16 protein-coding genes are annotated in these 17,361 nt (G+C 71.2%); 3 read left to right on the forward strand and 13 right to left on the reverse strand.

The features are described 5' to 3' along the window. Positions 1–54: 54 nt before the first annotated feature. The 3 genes from C4T78_RS19330 to C4T78_RS19340 all read right to left on the reverse strand — a co-directional run bounded on the left by C4T78_RS19330 (position 55) and on the right by C4T78_RS19340 (position 4,597). On the reverse strand, positions 55–1,671 hold the full coding sequence (locus C4T78_RS19330; RefSeq protein ID WP_093349622.1) for a peptide ABC transporter substrate-binding protein: 1,617 nt from the start codon (positions 1,669–1,671) through the stop codon (positions 55–57). A 206-nt stretch (positions 1,672–1,877) separates the two neighbouring features. Beyond that, positions 1,878–2,831 (reverse strand): Ppx/GppA phosphatase family protein, encoded by a 954-nt coding sequence (locus tag C4T78_RS19335; RefSeq protein ID WP_093349626.1) that lies wholly within the window; start codon positions 2,829–2,831, stop codon positions 1,878–1,880. A gap of 80 nt (positions 2,832–2,911) precedes the next feature. Then, a complete protein-coding gene (locus tag C4T78_RS19340) occupies positions 2,912–4,597 on the reverse strand; it encodes a lytic transglycosylase domain-containing protein (RefSeq protein WP_235863319.1) in 1,686 nt (561 codons plus the stop codon). Positions 4,598–4,848: 251 nt separating this feature from the next. Here C4T78_RS19340 and C4T78_RS19345 point away from each other — a divergent pair, with 251 nt between their 5' ends. Next, complete coding sequence (locus tag C4T78_RS19345; RefSeq protein ID WP_374703883.1) at positions 4,849–6,462, forward strand: acyl-CoA dehydrogenase family protein; 1,614 nt, start codon at positions 4,849–4,851, stop codon at positions 6,460–6,462. A gap of 695 nt (positions 6,463–7,157) precedes the next feature. Here the strand turns inward: C4T78_RS19345 and C4T78_RS19350 are convergent. Genes C4T78_RS19350 through eno form a run of 3 tightly spaced genes read right to left on the reverse strand, consistent with a single transcriptional unit; the run spans position 7,158 to position 9,490 of the window. Beyond that, the gene (locus tag C4T78_RS19350) at positions 7,158–7,658 is read right to left on the reverse strand and encodes a DUF501 domain-containing protein (protein WP_235863385.1); all 501 of its coding nucleotides are present in this window, start codon (positions 7,656–7,658) and stop codon (positions 7,158–7,160) included. A 2-nt stretch (positions 7,659–7,660) separates the two neighbouring features. Next, complete coding sequence (locus C4T78_RS19355) at positions 7,661–8,200, reverse strand: FtsB family cell division protein (protein ID WP_093349628.1); 540 nt, start codon at positions 8,198–8,200, stop codon at positions 7,661–7,663. A 3-nt stretch (positions 8,201–8,203) separates the two neighbouring features. Continuing rightward, a complete protein-coding gene (gene eno, locus C4T78_RS19360) occupies positions 8,204–9,490 on the reverse strand; it encodes a phosphopyruvate hydratase (RefSeq protein ID WP_093349630.1) in 1,287 nt (428 codons plus the stop codon). A 352-nt stretch (positions 9,491–9,842) separates the two neighbouring features. Between eno and C4T78_RS19365 the strand changes: the two genes are divergently transcribed. Next, positions 9,843–10,220 (forward strand): tetratricopeptide repeat protein, encoded by a 378-nt coding sequence (locus tag C4T78_RS19365; protein WP_093155738.1) that lies wholly within the window; start codon positions 9,843–9,845, stop codon positions 10,218–10,220. A 4-nt stretch (positions 10,221–10,224) separates the two neighbouring features. On the opposite strand, the gene C4T78_RS19370 is transcribed toward C4T78_RS19365, so the two are convergent. From C4T78_RS19370 to C4T78_RS19400, 7 genes are all read right to left on the reverse strand, one after another. Continuing rightward, entirely contained in the window at positions 10,225–10,593 is a 369-nt protein-coding gene (locus tag C4T78_RS19370) for a VOC family protein (RefSeq protein WP_093349632.1), read from the reverse strand. 19 nt (positions 10,594–10,612) lie between these two features. After that, complete coding sequence (locus C4T78_RS19375; protein ID WP_235863320.1) at positions 10,613–11,440, reverse strand: lytic transglycosylase domain-containing protein; 828 nt, start codon at positions 11,438–11,440, stop codon at positions 10,613–10,615. A 300-nt stretch (positions 11,441–11,740) separates the two neighbouring features. Then, positions 11,741–12,535 carry a lytic transglycosylase domain-containing protein gene (locus tag C4T78_RS19380; RefSeq protein WP_093349635.1) on the reverse strand — a complete coding sequence of 265 codons (795 nt, stop codon included), beginning with the start codon at positions 12,533–12,535 and terminating at the stop codon, positions 11,741–11,743. A gap of 112 nt (positions 12,536–12,647) precedes the next feature. After that, entirely contained in the window at positions 12,648–13,658 is a 1,011-nt protein-coding gene (locus tag C4T78_RS19385; RefSeq protein ID WP_093349638.1) for a nucleoside triphosphate pyrophosphohydrolase, read from the reverse strand. Positions 13,659–13,724: 66 nt separating this feature from the next. Continuing rightward, on the reverse strand, positions 13,725–14,654 hold the full coding sequence (locus C4T78_RS19390; protein WP_093349640.1) for a SurA N-terminal domain-containing protein: 930 nt from the start codon (positions 14,652–14,654) through the stop codon (positions 13,725–13,727). Positions 14,655–14,742: 88 nt separating this feature from the next. Beyond that, positions 14,743–15,285, reverse strand: coding sequence for an AMIN-like domain-containing (lipo)protein (locus C4T78_RS19395; RefSeq protein WP_093349643.1), 543 nt, complete (start codon positions 15,283–15,285; stop codon positions 14,743–14,745). A 119-nt stretch (positions 15,286–15,404) separates the two neighbouring features. After that, positions 15,405–16,055: a TetR/AcrR family transcriptional regulator gene (locus C4T78_RS19400; protein WP_093349646.1), complete on the reverse strand. Its 651-nt coding sequence runs from the start codon at positions 16,053–16,055 to the stop codon at positions 15,405–15,407. An 89-nt stretch (positions 16,056–16,144) separates the two neighbouring features. Between C4T78_RS19400 and C4T78_RS19405 the strand changes: the two genes are divergently transcribed. Further along, complete coding sequence (locus C4T78_RS19405; protein ID WP_093349648.1) at positions 16,145–17,353, forward strand: cytochrome P450; 1,209 nt, start codon at positions 16,145–16,147, stop codon at positions 17,351–17,353. The last annotated feature ends 8 nt before the right edge of the window (positions 17,354–17,361 follow it).

The raw sequence follows: 17,361 nt of genomic DNA on the forward strand, positions 1-17,361 counted from the left end.
GGACGCAAGTCGGGCCCGGCCCGCACTGGTCGGGCCGGACCCGGACTTACCCGATCAGGACTTCAGCTTGACGGTCTCGAAGTTCAAGTTCCGGTCAAAGGTCACCGTCGCACCTTCCAGGCGCTCGGACCAGCCGACGGAGGCCTTCTGGTTCCAAAGCGGGATGGACGGCATGTCCTTGGCCAGGATCTTCTCGGCCTCGAGGTAGAGCTTGTTGGCCTCTTCCTCGGTGGGAGCCTGGTCAGCGCGGTTCATCGCCTCGTTGAACTCGGGGCTGTCGTAGCGCATGTAGTTCGACGACGCACCGGTCCGGTAGACCTTGCCCAGGAAGGTCTCCGCCGCCGGGTAGTCACCCAGCCAGCCGAAGCGGAACGGCCCGTTGTGGGCGTTCTCCTTGTGCATCTTCAGGAACTCGGAGAACGTCGGCACCGGGTTGAAGACGCAGTCCACGCCCAGGTTGTTCTTGAACTGGCCGCAGATGGCCTCGATCCACTCCTTGTGACCACCGTCGGAGTTCGAGGTGATGGTGATCGGGCCCTGGAAGCCGGTCTCGGCCAGCAGCTGCTTGGCCTTCTCCGGGTTGAACTCGCAGAACTCACCGCAGCCGCCGGCCTGGTAGCCCGGGACGGCGTCGGCGACGACCCAGCCGGTGGCCGGTTCGTAGCTGTTCTGGAAGACCGTCGAGGTGATCTGCTTGCGGTCGATGGCCATCGAGAGGGCCTGCCGCACCTTCGGGTCCTGGTACTTCGGGTCGTACAGCGGGACCTGGAGCGCGTTGTTGCTCAGGATCGGCTTGGACTCACCGCGGTCCTGCAGGTCGGTCTTCCACTTGTCGCCGACCATCGCCGACGGCGGCAGCTGGTCGATGAAGTCGAGGTTGCCCGAGACCAGGTCCTGGTAGGCGGTCTCCAGCTCGTTGTAGATGCGGAACTCGATGCCGTTGATCTGCGGCTTGTTCTTGCCCGCGTACTGGTCGTACTTGACCAGCTTGATGAACGCGTTCGGCTGCCGCGAGTCCCACTTGAACGGGCCGTTGCCGACCGGCTTCTCCTCGAACGCCTTCGGGTCGGCGAAGAAGCTCTCGGGCAGCGGCGAGAACGCGGTGTAGCCGAGCATCACCGGGAAGGTCGCGAACGGCGCGTCGAGGGTGACCTCGAAGTTCAGGTCGTCGACGACCTTCAGGCCGGACATCTCCTTGGCGGTGGGAGCCGGGCCGTCGCCCTCTTCCCCGCCCGGGTTGACGTCCTTGTAGCCCTGGATGTGCTCGAAGAAGGACGTGGTCGACTGGCCGTTCGGGCCGTAGGCGGCGTAGTTCCAGGCCTTGACGAAGCTGTTCGACGTGACCGGCGTGCCGTCGTGGAAGGTCCAGCCCGGCTTGAGCTTGATCTTGAAGACCTTGTTGTCGGTCGTGTCGATCGACTCGGCGACAGCGTTGTACGGCTCGGTGGTCTTCTCGTCGTAGTCGACCAGGCCGGTGAACATCGCCTTCAGCACGTTGCCACCACCGGTCTCGGTGGTGTTGCTCGGCACCAGCGGGTTCTCAGGCTCGGTGTGGTTCACCGAGACGATGCCGTCGCCGGCTTCCGCACCGCCGCCACCGCCGCAGGCGCTGGCGAACAACCCCACCGCCAGTGGGGCCGCGACCCAGGCGACCAAGCGTCGTTTCCGCATTTAGCGTCCTCCTGTTTCCACGCGCTCCCCGGAGGTTCATTCCCAGGGCATCACGCGCAGCGGATCATTCACCGCCGCGTCAGACGAGCGTAAACATAAGGGAGAACCAGATCACGCCGGTGCGCTGTCACAAATCCGTCACTTTCTGATTCGATTCAGACCAGTTGTCACCCAAAAGATGGAATATGACTTCCACATGGTGAGAACTAGCTGATAGACAGGGCTATACCGTCAAGGATGTCGTGCTCACTGACAGTAACCCCGGTGATCCCGGCGCGCTCCGCCAATTCCTCCGCGAGAACCTTGATCACCAGCGCACCACCGCCGATGACGTCCACCCTTCCCGGATGCATCGAACCGATTGCGGAGCGTTCATCGTGCGACATGCCGAGCAGATCTTCGGTGATTTGTTCGACCCGGCTCTGGGAAATACGGGAAAGATGAATTGCCGCCGGGTCGTATTCCGGTAGGTCCTGCGCGATCGCGGACAACGTGGTCGCGGTTCCGGCGACGCCGACCCAGGTCTTGGCACCCGAGCAGTCCACCGCGGCGAAGGCCTCGTCGAGCACCTGCCGGGCCACCTTCTCCGCCTCCCGCACCTCCTCGTCGGTGGGCGGATCGGTGTGCAGGCAGCGCTCGGTCAGCCGCACGCAGCCGACGTCGGCCGAGTGCGCTGCCGCGATGTCGGCGCGCACGCCGTCCCAGGTGCCGACCACGACCTCGGTGGAACCGCCGCCGACGTCGGTGACCACGAACGGGCCGTCCAGCGGGTCGAGGTCGCCGACCGCGCCGGTGAACGACAACCGGGCTTCCTCATCACCGCTGATCACCTCGGCGTCGACGCCGAGCGTCTCCCGCACCATGCTGAAGAAGTCCTCGCGGTTGGCCGCGTCCCGGGTCGCCGAGGTCGCCACCATGCGGATCCGCTCGACGCCCTTGCGGACGGCGATCGCGGCGTAGTCGGCCAGCGCCGCCCGGGTCCGCTCCAGCGCCTCGTCGGCGAGCCGCCCGGTGGCGTCCACGCCCTGGCCGAGGCGGACGATCCGCATCCCGCGGTACACGTCCCGCAGATCGCGCCGACCGTCGTCGTGCACCGTCACATCGGCCACCAGCAGCCGGATCGAGTTCGTCCCGCAGTCGATCGCCGCAACCCGTGACATCCGAGCCCTCCTCCGCTTCGCGCAGCCCTGACGTCCACGCTACTTGCCGGGTCCACCGGGCCCGGCAAGCCCTGCGGAGCTCACTGCGGCGGTGTGGGAATTCCCGTTGTGCAGGTCGCGAAGGCGCCTGGTCCGTGCTGGACGTAGACCTCCTGACCCGGCACCAGGGTGGCGGGATCGGTGCTCCCGGGCGCGATCGCGGTGCCCGGTGCGGGCAGCTCGGCGACGAACTCGCCGCGGCCCAGCACGGCCGGATCGCAGGTGCCCAACGACTCGACGGGCGGCGGAACGGGGTCGCCCGTTTCGGGCAACGGCTCGGTGACGGACGGTGGCGGCGGCGCGACGTCGGACGGCGGCCCGCCGGGGTTCGTCGGAGCGGTTTCCGGTGCCGGAGGCGCGGCGGGCGGAGGTACCGGTTTCGCATCGCTCTGCGGCGCACCGGGCTCGGTCGCCGGCGGCGGGGTTCCCGGCTCCGGCGGCGCCCCGGTGCCGGAGGACGGCGGAGCGCCGGTACCGGAGGACGGCGGAGCGCCGGTACCGGAGGACGGCGGGGCGCCGGGCTCGGTCGCCGGCGGTGCAGTGCTCGCGGGCGGCGGAGTGCCGGGCGTGGTCGGTTGCGGTGCGGAGGTGCCGGTGGGCGGCGGTGCGGTCGGCGACGGGGTCAGGTTCGGCGGTGTCGGCTCCGGGATAGTCGGCGGCGCCACGCTGATCTCACCGGGCTGCGCCACCGGCGCACCGGGCTGCGGGGGCGCTTCCCCGGACGGCGTCGGCGGCGCGCTGGACGGTGCGGGCGGCTCGGGCGACGACGGCGGCGGTGGCGCGGCGGCGGGTTCGGCGGGCATGGCGAGCACGGCCGGGCCCTCGGGCAGGCGTTCGCCGGCGAGCACGTCGTCGACCTCCGGTGCCAGCTCCGACGGCATCGGCGTCACGCCGTTCGCGTAAGCCGCCGCCCAGATCAGCACCGTGCGCACGTAGCTCTCGGAGTGGTTGTAGCGGAACACCGCCGACGCCAGCTCGCTCGGCGCGCGCAGATCACCACCGCCGCTGCAGAGGTACTGCCCCGCGGCGGCGGCGGCGTCGTGCACGTTGTGCGGGCTGGCGGCGCCGTCGGCGTTGCCGTCCACCGCGAACTTCCGCCAGGTCGACGGGATGAACTGCATCGGCCCGACCGCGCGGTCCCACACCGGGTCGCCGTCGAGCGCACCGCCGTCGGTGTCCGGGATCGCCGCGATCCCGGGGCCGCCGGACAGCCGCGGGCCGAGGATGGCGCGCACCGTGGTGCCCAGCAGGTCGACGCTGCCGGAGCGTGCGTGGCCCGATTCGATGCGGCCGATCGACGCCAGCACCGACCAGTGCAGCCCGCAGCCCGGAGTGCTCCGGTTCGCCGCGTCGGCGGCCTGGTGGTAGGCGATCAGCACGGCCGCCGGGATGCCGAGCGGGCCGGTGGGCAGGTCGATCGGGCGTTCGGCACCACCGGCCAGCTCGCGCGGATCGCCCGCCTGCCCCAGCAGGTCGGGCCCGGGTTGCGGCGCCTGCGGCAGGTGTCCCGTCACGCCCAGCTCGCGCGGATCGGACCGCTGGCCCGGCGGCACCTGCGGCGCCGCGAGGAAGGAGCTCGACGCTCCGACCAGCGTCACCGGGAGCAGCAGCGCAGGCGTCAGCGCGGTGACCGCGACCCACCTCCGCGCCCGTTGCCTGGCCCTTCCGCCGAACCGCGGAGCCGTTTTCCACATGTGCTTGCCGTGGCGCTTGCTGCGAGCCGTCACTAGTCCATCCCCCGACGTGGACCGCGAAAACGAATGGCCTCCTGGATACACCAACAGGTGGACGATCGCCGGATGGCGGGCCGGGAGGTCACCCGGTCGACTGGTCGGATGCTCGAACAGGACTGCGGCGCGTAGCGCCACCTCGGGGGCGGTGGTCGGGCGAGGGTCCGGCGCGGTTCCCACTGCTCCGTCCGGGCGGTGCGATCCACCGATTTCCCGCTCGGCGAGCGGGATCTGCCTACGCTCCGGACATGACGCTCACCGACGAGCCCCGCGTGTTCGGCACCCACCAGGTGACCAACCAGCCACCGCCGCTGTCCGGATTCGATCCGCTGGCCTGCGACCCGGCACTCGGCTCGGCGCTCACCCGCTACGCCGTCGGGGACCTCACCGCGCTGGCCAGGGAGGCCGGCTCGGAGGAGGCCCGCGAGCACGGCCGCCTGGCCAACGAGAACCCGCCGCGGCTGCGCACCCACGACCGCTACGGCAACCGGATCGACGAGGTCGAGTTCCACCCGTCCTGGCACTGGCTGATGTCGCGCGCCGTCGAGCACGGGCTGCACGCCGCGCCGTGGACCCGCGGGCCCGGCGCGCACCTGCGCCGAGCGGCGGGCTTCTACCTGTGGTCGCAGGTCGAACCGGGGCACAGCTGCCCGATCTCGATGACCTACTCGGCGGTGCCCGCGCTGCGCTACCACCCCGAACTGGCCGCCGGGCTCGTGCCGAAGCTCGCCGCCACGGAGTACGACTTCGGGCTGCGGCCGCCCGCGGAGAAGGCCGCGCTGCTGGCGGGCATGTCGATGACCGAGAAGCAGGGCGGCTCGGACGTGCGGGCCAACTCCACGACCGCCGAGCCGCTCGCCGACGGCACCTACCGGCTGGTCGGGCACAAGTGGTTCACCTCGGCGCCGATGAACGACCTGTTCCTGACGCTGGCCCAGGCGCCCGGCGGGCTGAGCTGCTTCCTGGTGCCGCGGGTGCTGCCGGACGGCAGCCGCAACGAGATCCGGTTGCAGCGGCTCAAGGACAAGCTGGGCAACAAGTCCAACGCCTCGGCCGAGCTGGAGTACACCGGCGCGATCGGCCACCTGATCGGCGAGGAGGGCCGGGGCGTCCGCTGCATCATCGAGATGGTGTCGATGACCAGGTTGGACTGCGTGCTGGGTTCGGCCGCCAACATCCGCGTCGCGCTGTCCGAAGCGGCCCACCACGTGCAGCACCGCAGCGCTTTCGGCGAACGCCTGGTCGACCTCCCGCTGATGCAGAACGTGCTGGCCGACCTGGCACTGGAGTCCGAAGCGGCGACGACGCTGGCGATGCGCCTGGCAGCGGCGGTGGAGCAGGGCGAGCACGACCTGCTGCGCCTGGTGCTCCCGGCGGCGAAGTTCTACGTCTGCAAGCGCGCTCCCGCGGTGGTCGCCGAAGCACTGGAGTGCCTGGGCGGCAACGGCTACGTCGAGGAGTCCGGCATGCCCCGCCTGTACCGGGAGGCGCCGCTGATGTCGATCTGGGAGGGCTCGGGCAACGTGACCGCCCTGGACCTGCTGCGCGCCCTGGCGAAACAACCGTCCACAAGGGACGCGGTCGACGCCGAGCTGGACGCGGCGGCAGGCGCGAACTCGCACTACGACGCGGCCCTGCACCGGCTCCGAGCCGATCTCGACTCCCCTGCCCCGGAACGCGCCAGAGCCCTGGCCGAGCTCCTGGCCCTGACCTTCCAGGCCTCGCTCCTCCTGCGCTGCGCCCCGACCAACGTCGCGGAGGCCTTCGCGGCAACCCGCCTGGGCCCAGCGGCCCGAACCTTCGGCGCAACACCGATCCCAGGCGCCCACGCCCTCGTCAACCGAATAGCCCCCAACCGCTGACACCACCCACCACCACAATCGCAATGCCACACACCCAGTGCGCCCCACCCAGCACCACACACCCAGTGCGCGACACCCAATGCCAGACACCCGGTCCGGGACACCCGGTCCGGGACGCCCGGTCCGGGACACCCAGTCCGGGACACCCGGTGCGGGACGCCCGGTGCGGGACGGCAATTTCAATGGAAATCAAACGTGCGATTTCAATGGAACTTGCGGCCCGTCGGCGTGTCGGGCACCGACACGCCGACGGCACGTCGCGATCTGCGCAATTTCAATGGAAATTAGACGTGCGATTTCCATTGAAATTGCGCCTGTGTCGGGACCGCAGCCGCGACGGTCGACGTGGTCGGGTCGCGGAATCCCTTGCTCGCGCCGCAGGCGCATGGCCCGCGACCCGCTGCTCGGAGCGCCGTGCGAAACGAGTCGCGAATGCCGGGTCAGCGGTTCGGGAGGTGTCTCGGATCCCGGTTCACCGGTTCAGGAGGTGTCTCGCAATCCGGGTCACCGGTTCAGCAGATGTCTCGAAGAGCCCGGGTCAGCGGCTCAGCAGTGCCTCTGACCCGAGTCAGCGGTTCAGAAGGTGTCTCGGATCCCGGATCACCGGTTCAGGAGGTGCCTCGAAACCCGGGTCACCGGTTCGGGAGCTGTCGCGGATCCCGAACCAGCGGTTCGGGAGGTGCCTCTGACCCGGGTCAGCGGTTCAGGAGGTGGCGGTGCTCTGGCCAGCGTTCGGCGATCAGGTCCAGTGCTTCGTCGCCGAACGGGTTCACGCCGGGGCCCTTGGCCAGGGCGTGGGCGATGTGCACGTGGAGGCACTTGACGCGATCCGGCATGCCGCCCGCGCTGACCTCGGTGCCGAGGGACTCCAGCGCGTTTCGCTCCGCCAGGTAGGAGTCGTGCGCCCGCTGGTACTGCTCGGCCAGCTCCGCGTCGTCGGCCAGCCGGTCCTGCATCTCCCGCATCAGACCTTCCGCCTCGAAGGTCGAGGCGTGCGAGACCAGCTGCGGCGCGGTCAAGTAGTACAGCGTCGGGAAGGGCGTGCCGTCCTCCAGCCGCGGCCAGGTCTGCACCACCGTCGGTTCGCCGGCCGCGTCGCGGGCCGCGATCGCGTGCAGGCCGCGCGGCGGGCGGCCGAGCTGCCTGCGGATGCATTCCCGGTCGGCGTCGCTGATCGCCGGCGCACCCGAGTTCAACGTCAAGATTCCTTCCCAGTGACCGAATTCCAGAGCTCTTCGTACCACGGCAGGCCGTCGTCGGCGGACTCCGCGGGAGGCGGTGGCGGTGCCGGCTCGGTGGGCACCTGCACGATGTAGGGCGTCTCGCCGGGCCGGACGTAGCCGAGCCTGGCCCGCGCCTCGGCCTCCAGCTGGGCCGGGTCCGAGAGCTCTTCCTTGCGCTTCTCCAGATCGCTGACCTGCTGCGTCAGCTCGGCGCGCTGCTGCTCCTGCGTGCTCAGCTCGGCGCGCTGGCTCAGGTAGGTGCGCAACGGCACCGACACGCTCAGCGCCATCACGCAGAACAGCATGGCCAGCCCGGCTGCCCGGCGCGTCGAGGAGAGCTTGAACGCACCACCGGTGCTCGACCTCGGGCGGGGCCGGGACGACGACTGCCGTCCCGGCCGCTTGCCCGAGCTCTTGCCGCTGGTGGCGTTCCGGCGGGCGCGCTCGGCTCGGCGCTGCGCCGGGGTCTCCCCCTGGCGGCGCCGCCGCGGATCCGATGCGCGCCCGACCGGCATGGCTCAGCTCTCCGGGGTGAACCGCGGGAAGGCCAGCTCGCCCGCGTACCGGGCCGCGTCGCCGAGGGCTTCCTCGATGCGCAGCAGCTGGTTGTACTTGGCGACCCGCTCGCTGCGGGCGGGGGCACCGGTCTTGATCTGGCCGCAGCCGGTGGCCACCGCCAGGTCGGCGATCGTGGTGTCCTCGGTCTCGCCGGAGCGGTGGCTCATCATGCTCTTGTAGCCGCACGAGGTAGCCAGGGCGACCGCGTCCAGGGTCTCCGACAGGGTGCCGATCTGGTTGACCTTGACCAGCAGCGCGTTGGCCGCGCCCCGCGCGATGCCGTCGTCCAGGCGCTCCGGGTTGGTGACGAACAGGTCGTCGCCGACCAGCTGCACCTTGTCACCGACCTGCTCGGTCAGGCTGGTCCAGCCGTCCCAGTCGTCCTCGGACAGCGGGTCCTCGATGGAGACCAGCGGGTAGGCGCCGATCAGCTCCTGGTAGTACTCCGCCATCTGGTCCGCGGTGCGCTTGGCGCCCTCGAAGTTGTAGGCACCCTCCGAGTGGAACTCGGTGGCGGCGACGTCCAGCGCCAGCACGATGTCGCGGCCCAGCTTGTAGCCGGCCTTCTCCACCGCGGTGGCGATCAGGTCCAGCGCCTCGCGGTTGTTCGGCAGGTCGGGGGCGAAGCCGCCCTCGTCGCCCAGCCCGGTGGCCAGGCCCTTGGCCTTGAGCACCGACTTCAGCGCGTGGTAGGTCTCCGCGCCCCAGCGCAGCGCCTCCGAGAAGGTGTCCGCACCGATCGGCGCGATCATGAACTCCTGGATGTCGACGCCGGTGTCGGCGTGCGCACCACCGTTGAGGATGTTCATCATCGGCACCGGCAGCACGTGCGCGTTCGGGCCGCCGACGTAGCGGAACAGCTCCAGCCCGGAGGTCTCCGCGGCGGCCTTGGCCGTCGCCAGCGAGACGCCCAGGATCGCGTTGGCGCCCAGCCGGGACTTGTCCGGCGTGCCGTCCAGGTCGACCAGCCGCTGGTCGACGACGCGCTGCTCGGTGGCGTCCAACCCGACCAGTTCCGGCCCGATCTCGTCCAGCACCGCCGCGACCGCGTTCTCCACGCCCTTGCCGCCGTAGCGGCCGGCGTCGCCGTCGCGCAGCTCGACGGCCTCGTGCTCGCCGGTCGAAGCGCCGGACGGGACCGCGGCGCGGCTGAGCGTGCCGTCCTCCAATGCCACCTCGACCTCGACGGTGGGGTTACCGCGGGAGTCCAGGATCTCGCGGGCACCGACCTGCTCGATGATCGCCACGTGTGCTCCTAACCAGCCTTTGAACTATGGACGAAGCGGGCCGCCCCGGCGTTCCCGGGCACGGCGAACCGGCCGAGCGCCCGACGACCGCCTACGAGCCTAACCGGGCCGGTAGCACGGCCGCCGGAGGCTCGCACGCCTCGTGATCCGGGCACCTGTTCCGAGACCTCCTGTTCCGCTGCCGTTCGCCTCGGAGAGCACTGCAGGCGAAGTGCACCGTGCATCAGGAGGGGCGCCCGCAGTCCGGTCCCGCTACCCGGCCACCTCGGCAAAGCAACCGCCAGCGGGCTTTCGAAGACCATCCGTACGGAGGTCTCGGAACACCGGATCGGTACGTAACGTTGTGCCCGCCATGACGACCGAAGGCACCGTCGAAGCGTTCCGCCGGGCGGAGGAACTGCTGACGCAGCGACGCCCGCTCGAAGCCCTTCGCGTCATCCAACCGGTGCTCGACGTCGATGCCGACAAGCCGAGCGTCCAGCTGCTCCTCGGTCGCGCGTACTTCTTCTCCGCCCAGCTGCTCCGGGCGGAGCGCGCCTTTCTGCGGGTCCTGGAGTTCGACCCGTCCGACCACTACGCGCGCCTGGTGCTGGGCCGGACGCTGCAGCGCCAGGGCCGGCTCAACGAGGCCCGCGCGCAGATCCGGCTGGCCGCGATGATGTGCCCGTCCCCGGCGTACCAGGAAGCCCTCGGCGAGATCAACGCGCACATCGCCACCCGCGACATGTGACCGCTCAGCCGCGGCTCTTGTCGATGACGCAGAACCGGTTGCCCTCGGTGTCGGCGAGCACGACGAAGTCGGGGTCCTCCGGGTAGCTGTCCCACTCGACGCGCTCGGCCCCGAGCTCGACCAGCCGCGCCACCTCGGCGGCCTGCTCCTCGGCGTCGGGGGCGTAGAGGTCCAGGTGGACGCGCGGGTGCTCCTGCACGGGCGACTCGCTGAGCCCGAGCGCCAGCCCCGGCCCGATCCCGTTCGCCGGTACCAGGACGGTCCAGTCGTCCTGCACGTCGTCGCGGGGCACGTAGTCGAGAGCCCGTCCCCAGAAGGCCGCGGCCCGGCGGACGTCGGAGGCTCCCAGCACGATCGTTCCGAGGTTCAGCACGCACCGATCGTAGGTGCGGTCAGCGGCGCCGGTTGCCCGCTTCGGCGTAGGACTCGGCCAGGGCGAACACCTTCTGGGCGTACTCCACGGAGTTGTTGTAGGACATCACCCCGGCCCACCAGCCGCCGCCGGTGGTCATGTCGCGGCCGCCCGCGCAGAGGTAGCGGGCCGCGGACGCCGCGGCGTCGTCGATGTTCTGCGGGTCGCCGATCCCGTCGCCGTTGCCGTCGGTGGCCCACCGGCGCCAGGTCGACGGGATGAACTGCATCGGCCCGACCGCCCGGTCGTGCACCGGGTCGCCGTCGAGCCTGCCGCCGTCGGTGTCCCGGATCTCCCGGATCCCGGGCCCGCCGTTGAGCGGCACGCCGATGATCGGGCTGGACGGACGGCCGTCCTCGCGCAGGAGCCGCCCGGCGAAGCGGCCGTGGTTGGACTCCACGCGCCCGATGCCCGCCAGCGTGGCCCAGGAGATCCGGCAGCCGGGCTGGTGCTGGCGCATCGCCAGGTCGGCGTTGACGTAGGCGACGATCGCGCGCGCCGGGATGTCGACCACCGTCGCGATCTCGTCGGCCCACTCGCGCACCGGGTCCGCGCCCGGTTCGAGCTGCCCCGGGTCCACGCCCGGGATGCCCTCCTGCAGCGGCTCATCCACCGGCGGCGCGGTGGAACCCGGCTGCACCGGCGCGGGTTCCGGTTCGCGCTCCAGCGGCGGTCCGGCCCAGGGCGCCGACGGGGGCGCGCCGAGAATGTTGATCAGGCCGACCCCGATGACCATCGCGGCGAGCAACCCGAGCGCGGTGGCCAACCGTCCGATGGCGGCGAACACGCCGGAAGTGGTCCTGATCACCCGGTCAGGCTACTCAACGGTAGGCCCGGTGATCCAGCCTCCGAACGAGGACCGGTTCAGAACCCTGGTCGGTGACCGCAGGCGCGACGCACGGCTGGAAACCAGCAGAAGTTTCCGCATGCGCCGGAGGTGCATGCCCCACCCCAGCAACCGGCACCGCCGCGGGTTCTCAGAGGTCGCCTGGCGAGGACAGCCCGTTCGCCGTGTATCGGGTTCATACACAAGAACGGGATCCCGCAGCCAGGCGGCCTCTGAGGTTCCGCCACCCGCACCGCCACGCAAAACGAGGCTGCAACAGACTCACCGGCCGCTGGCGACGACTGGGACCTGGTGGCTCGATCTGCCGTAGTGGTCCGCCCAGTCCAGGACCTCCTGGCCGTAGCTGCGGCTCTGGTTGTAGGTCAGCAGGGCCTTCCAGAACACGTCGACGTCGCGGAGGTCGCCGCCGCCCGCGCTGCACAGGTAGCGGCCCGCGGCCAGCGCCGCGTCGTCGATGTCCTGCGGGTCGGCCACGCCGTCGCCGTCCGCGTCGACCTGCCACTTCGCCCAGGTGGTGGGGATGAACTGCAGCGGGCCGACCGCCCGGTCCCACTCCACGTCGCCGTCGAGCTCACCGCCGTCGGTGTCCGGGATCCGCTTCACGCCTTCGCCGCCGTCCAGCGGCAGCCCGATGATCGGCTTGCTCGGGCGCCCGGTCATGTCCAGGCGGGCTCCGCCGTGCCTGCCGTGGCTCGATTCGACCGAGCCGATCCCGGCCAGCACCGTCCAGCTGAGCCCGCACTCCGGGAGGCTCTCCTCGATGGAGCGCTGCGCGTAGCCGTAGGCCTGCAGCGCGGCGCGCGGGATGTTGAGCTCGTCGGCCAGCGACTCGGACCAGTCGGTGAGCTGGCCCTGCGGGCGTTGCGACGGGGGCAGCGGTGGGCCGCCCGGGGCGAGCAGCTGCACTTGCGGTGGTGCGATGCCGGGATCCGGCGGGGCGGTCGCCGATGGCGGCGCGAAGGGCGCCTGCTCCACCGCACGCGGGGAGGCCGGCGGGGCGCACGACGCCACCAGGGTGAGCGCAGGACATAACAGCAGCCAGAGCCGACGCGACACCAAAGTTCCTCCCTCGCGCACCCGGACACTTCAGGGCGTCGGAGCCAGCAGACCGCCCACCTGTGGATATGTCGCCGCGTTCGTCAGCCGACGCGCCCGCGGCCAGTGTGCGTCACGGCTCGGCGCGCGCCGCGACAGGGTCAGACAAATCAGACATCAGCTCGCGCCACTCGTCCCCCGTGAGCTGCGCGGGCTCCCGGCCGGACTCCCGCGCCCGCCACTCGGCCGCGCGGATCCGCTCGGCGAAGGCCAGCGCCACCGCGCGCAGTTCGTCCTCCGGGTCACCACCGGCGAGCTTGGTGCGCGCGGCGATGTCGAACAGCGCCTCACCCGGTGATGCACCGGACGGCAGCGCCTCCGCCGGGATTCCGGCGCGGTTGGCGCGCTGCACCAGCTTGGCCGCCAGCGCCACCGCGGGCTGCCCCAGCGCCACGCCGTCCACAATGGACTTGCGCTGCTTCTCCTGCTGCTTCAGCTCTTCCCAGCGGGCGTGCTGGGACTCCGCGTCCAGCTCCGCCGAACCGTCGGCGAACACGTGCGGGTGCCGCGACACGAGCTTGCTGACCAGTCCCGCGGCGACCGCGTCGATGTCGAACGGATCGGCCGCGTCCTCGGCGGCGACCCGCGCGTGGAAGAGCACCTGCAGCAGCACGTCGCCGAGCTCCTCGCGCAGCGCCTCCCGATCGCGGTCGGCGATGGCGTCCAGCAGCTCGTAGGTCTCCTCGACGAGGTACTGGCGCAGCGTGTCGTGGTCCTGCTCGGCGTCCCACGGGCAGCCGCCCGGCGAGCGCAACCGGTCCATCACCGTCACGGCGTCCAGCAGCTCCAGCCCGGCCGGAGCGGGCGCGCCGATCACCCGGGCACCGGCGGCGCGCAGCGCTTCGGCGTCGGCGCAGCCGAGATCGCCGACGAACAGCACCACCGGCTCACCAGCGGCCCTGGCCAGCAGGTCGGCGGGCGGTTCGGGCGCGCCGAGCGCCTCGCGCGCAGCCGGGGCGAGGCCGGGTTCGGCGAAGACGGCGGCGCCGCGGAGCAGCGGCACAGCCGCGGCGGGCACGACTTCACCGAGCCGGTCGTCGACCAGGACGACCGCAGAACCTTCCGCCACCCGCGCTTCGCTCATGCTGCAATTGTCGCAAGCCCCGAACACTCCCCGTGGCCGCATCCACCGAGTCGTTGGTCACCTCGGTCAGGACTGCTGGGTGTTCCCCTGCAGGCGGAAGCCGGTGGTCTCGCCCGCGCTAGGCACCGCCGCCAGGCTCACCGGGTCCCACACGCCGTACCGCGGGCTGAGCTGCACCCCGGTCCGGTCGGCCGTGATGCCGAGCAGGTACGTCCCGAACTGCTGCAGCGCTCCGTCCTCCACGCCGTTCACCTGCTGCGGTGCGGCGTCGACCCTGCGGTCCTTGATCCGGACGACCAGCCACTGGCTGCTCTGCGGCGTCTGCTCGAAGGCCAGCACGGTGCCGGGTGCGGCGCCGAAGAGCGGCGTGGTGGCCGCGAGCTGGAGGCTCTCCGCCGGACGCAGCTGCTGATCGGTTCCGGCCAGCAGTCCGGCAGCCTTGTCCTCGGCGACCAGCTCCGCGGCCTGCTGCGGGCCGAGCGCCATCCGCCGGGCCTTCTCCTCCGCCTCCCGGCGGGTGCTGGCCTGGGTGAGGTCGAAGGTGACCGCCAGCCGGTCGACGTACTTGCGGCCCAGCTCGGCGGTCAGCAGCTGGGTGCGGACCATCTCGCCGGCCTCCTGCGGGCCGTAGATCATGCCCTCGGTGGCCGCCTCCGGCCCGCCCAGCTCACCGAGCCGCGCCGCGACCTGCTGATCGGTGACGGTCAGCCGCTCTTCGCGCGCGGTCTGCTCCAGCAGCTCCTGCCGCACCAGCTGCGAGGCCAGCTGCCGCCCGAGGTCGTCCATCGCACCCTGCTCGCGCAGCTGCGGCTTGACCTCCGGCTGCCGCTCGAGCACCTCGGTGAACCAGGACTGCACGTCGGTGACCGGGATCCGGGTGTCCCCGACGATCGCGGCGGCACCGGCTTGGCTGGGCCCGGAGCCGCAACCGGCGAGCAGCAGTCCGGCCGCGGCGATCGAAGCGAGAAGGCGCCCATGGCGCGTGCGGAAGCTCACAGCCGCACCCTCTCACGAGATCAACCTCCGGTGAAGGCGCTTTTCGGAGTCCCATCGGTTGATCTCGCGGGAGGCCTGTCGCGACCCGTCAGGCGGACATGTTGACGATGACCTTCTCGCCCTCGACCACGACGTCGTAGTCGACGTCCCGGGACAGGCCGATGGTCAGCTCGCCGGTGCCGTGGGAGTTGTCGTTCACCACCGCGCTCCTGGCCAGGGACTGGCCGAAGGTCTGCGGGCCCGCCGTGCGGCGCTCCGGATCCGCCACCTCGATGCGGATGTGCAGGAACTTGGTGCCGCTCATGCCTTCGACCTTCTCGCCGGAGCCGCCCCACACCGGGGACTGCCCGTTCAGCTCGTGGTTCATCAGCTTGACGCCGTCGACGCCCGACAGCCCGCTGAAGTCGAAGACCACGCGCTCCTCCCCGCCGTGCACACCCGCGCGGATGGCCGGCTCGTCCGCGGCGGCCCGGAAGCCGCTGGCCTGCTCCGGAGTCGCGGACTGCAGGGAGCGCACCTGCTGCGGCGCGTCCGCGGGCTCCGGCTGCGCACCCGCCGAGCAGCCCGTCACCGCCAGCGCGGACAGCGCGATCGATCCGGCGGCCAGGAACAGCTTGCTGCGCAACAACATCGGTAGAACCTCTCCGAACACGGGGACCTTTTCCCCTCAGACGCGCCGCACCGCGCGCGGTTCCCGCCGCAGCGAACTGATCTCCAGCACATCTCGCGGCACTCCCGGCGAACCGGAGATCAGTCGGAAGTCCTCTGTGGACACGACCCGATCGGGCCGCGGGTGATGGAGCGGAGGGCGTCGGCGAGGCGTTCGCGGTGCTCCTGCAGGACTTCCGGGTCCACGCCTTCCGCCGTGATGTCCACCAGCTCGTCGGTCGCCGCGCGCAGCGCCGCGCTCACCGCGGCGGCCTGCATCCGGACTTCGAGCGCGTCGCCCGGGACGCCCAGGCGCTCGGCGAGGACGTCGACGAAGGTGGGTTCCGCGCGCTCCCTCAGCACCAGGTAAGCCGCGCGCAGCGCGGGCTCGTCGTGCGTCATGCGGATGACCGCGAGGACCGCTTCGACGTCGGACCACTCGGGCGCCGGCGTGTAAGCGGCGCGCAGGTGCTCGGCCAGCTCCAGCTCGGGCGGCCAGCTGCGCAGCACGTCCTGGAAGGCGTCGAGCGTCTTGGTCAGCAGCGGCTCGACGCAGGCCTCCTTGCTGCGGAAGCAACGCCACAGCGTGCGCTCGGAAACTCCGGCGGCCCTCGCGATCTGCTCACCGGAGGTCGCCGCCACGCCCTGCTCGCGGAACAGCCGCACCGCGTGGCGGGAGATGTCCAGCCGCTGCTGCCTGCGCTGCTCCTCGCTCGCCGGCGGGCGCCCGCGGCGGGTGGCCCCCTGGACCATCTGCACCTCCGGCGGACGAACGGGCGTTGACACACCTTAACCGACCCGAACATTATTGGCACTGTCTGCCAATAAATGCGGGAGGAACCATGAGCACTGCCGTCGAACGCCTGCAGCTGCCCTTCGAACGGCCGAACGTCCTCGACATCGCCCCGCTTTACGAGGTGCTGCGCCGCACCGCGCCGGTCACCCCGGTGACGACTCCGGCAGGCGATCCCGCGTGGCTGGTCACCCGCTACGAGGAGGTCCGGGCGCTGCTCGGCGACAAGCGGCTCGGACGTTCCCACCCCGAGCCCGAGCGCGCTTCGCGGATCACCACCGCCGCGGTGCAGGACGGGCCCACCGGCAGCTACGAGACCGAGGAAGCCGACCACGCGCGGATGCGCAGGCTGCTCACCCCGGCGTTCTCCGCCAAGCGGATGCGGATGCTCTCCGATCACGTGCAGGAACTCGTCGACGGCTACCTGGACCGGCTGATCGCCGAGCACGACGCCGCGCCGGACGGGATCGTCGACCTGCACGCGGGGCTGGCGTTCCCGCTGCCGGTGGCGGTCATCTGCCGCTTGCTGGGCGTGCCCGAGAGCGACCGGGAGCTCTTCCACTCGCTGTCCGAGCGGATGGCCAGCCCGTCCGCGGACGGCGAGGCGCACCGGGCGCGCGAGGAGTTCAGCCGCTACATGGCCGGGCTCGCCGAGACCAAGCGCGGTGCGCTGGGCGAGGACGTCATCTCCGACCTCGTGCGCGCCCAGAGCACCGACGAGACCTTCGACTACGCCGAGATGGTCCGGCTCTGCGTCGGCCTGCTCTTCGCCGGGCACGAGACCACGGTCAACCGCATCGGCCTGGGCGTGCTGTTCCTGATGACGCGCCCGGAGCAGTGGGCGGCGCTGACCGCCGACACCGGGCGGGTCGACGCCACCGTCGAGGAGATCATGCGGCTCGGGGCGCCCGGCGACCTCGGCCTGCTGCGCTACGCCCACACCGATCTCGACGTCGGCGGCGTCGAGATCCGCACCGGCGACGCGGTGATCCTGTCGGTCAACGCCGCCAACCGGGACGAGTCCGCCTACGCCGACGCCGAGACCTTCAACCCCGATCGCGCCGAACGCACCCACCTCGGCTTCGGGCACGGGGCACACTTCTGCATCGGAGCCAGTCTCGCCCGCACCGAGCTGCGGATCGTCTTCGCCACCCTCGCCCGGCGCCTGCCCGGCATGCGGCTGGCCGAGGACGCGAACGAGCTGCCGGTGCGCCCCACCATCACCGGGGGCGTCTCGGAGCTCCCGGTGACCTGGTGACCGCGAAC

Origin of the sequence: Saccharopolyspora kobensis, assembly GCF_900108315.1 — a bacterium.
GTDB lineage: Bacteria > Actinomycetota > Actinomycetes > Mycobacteriales > Pseudonocardiaceae > Saccharopolyspora > Saccharopolyspora kobensis.

Excerpts from the sequence above, each read along its gene's own strand:
- C4T78_RS19400 (WP_093349646.1), bottom strand. The coding sequence starts at position 16,055 with ATGGTCCAGGGGGCCACCCGCCGCGGGCGCCCGCCGGCGAGCGAGGAG.
- C4T78_RS19330 (WP_093349622.1), bottom strand. The coding sequence starts at position 1,671 with ATGCGGAAACGACGCTTGGTCGCCTGGGTCGCGGCCCCACTGGCGGTG.
- C4T78_RS19355 (WP_093349628.1), bottom strand. The coding sequence starts at position 8,200 with ATGCCGGTCGGGCGCGCATCGGATCCGCGGCGGCGCCGCCAGGGGGAG.
- C4T78_RS19345 (WP_374703883.1), top strand. The coding sequence starts at position 4,849 with ATGACGCTCACCGACGAGCCCCGCGTGTTCGGCACCCACCAGGTGACC.
- C4T78_RS19385 (WP_093349638.1), bottom strand. The coding sequence starts at position 13,658 with ATGAGCGAAGCGCGGGTGGCGGAAGGTTCTGCGGTCGTCCTGGTCGAC.
- C4T78_RS19365 (WP_093155738.1), top strand. The coding sequence starts at position 9,843 with ATGACGACCGAAGGCACCGTCGAAGCGTTCCGCCGGGCGGAGGAACTG.
- C4T78_RS19335 (WP_093349626.1), bottom strand. The coding sequence starts at position 2,831 with ATGTCACGGGTTGCGGCGATCGACTGCGGGACGAACTCGATCCGGCTG.
- C4T78_RS19395 (WP_093349643.1), bottom strand. The coding sequence starts at position 15,285 with ATGTTGTTGCGCAGCAAGCTGTTCCTGGCCGCCGGATCGATCGCGCTG.
- C4T78_RS19405 (WP_093349648.1), top strand. The coding sequence starts at position 16,145 with ATGAGCACTGCCGTCGAACGCCTGCAGCTGCCCTTCGAACGGCCGAAC.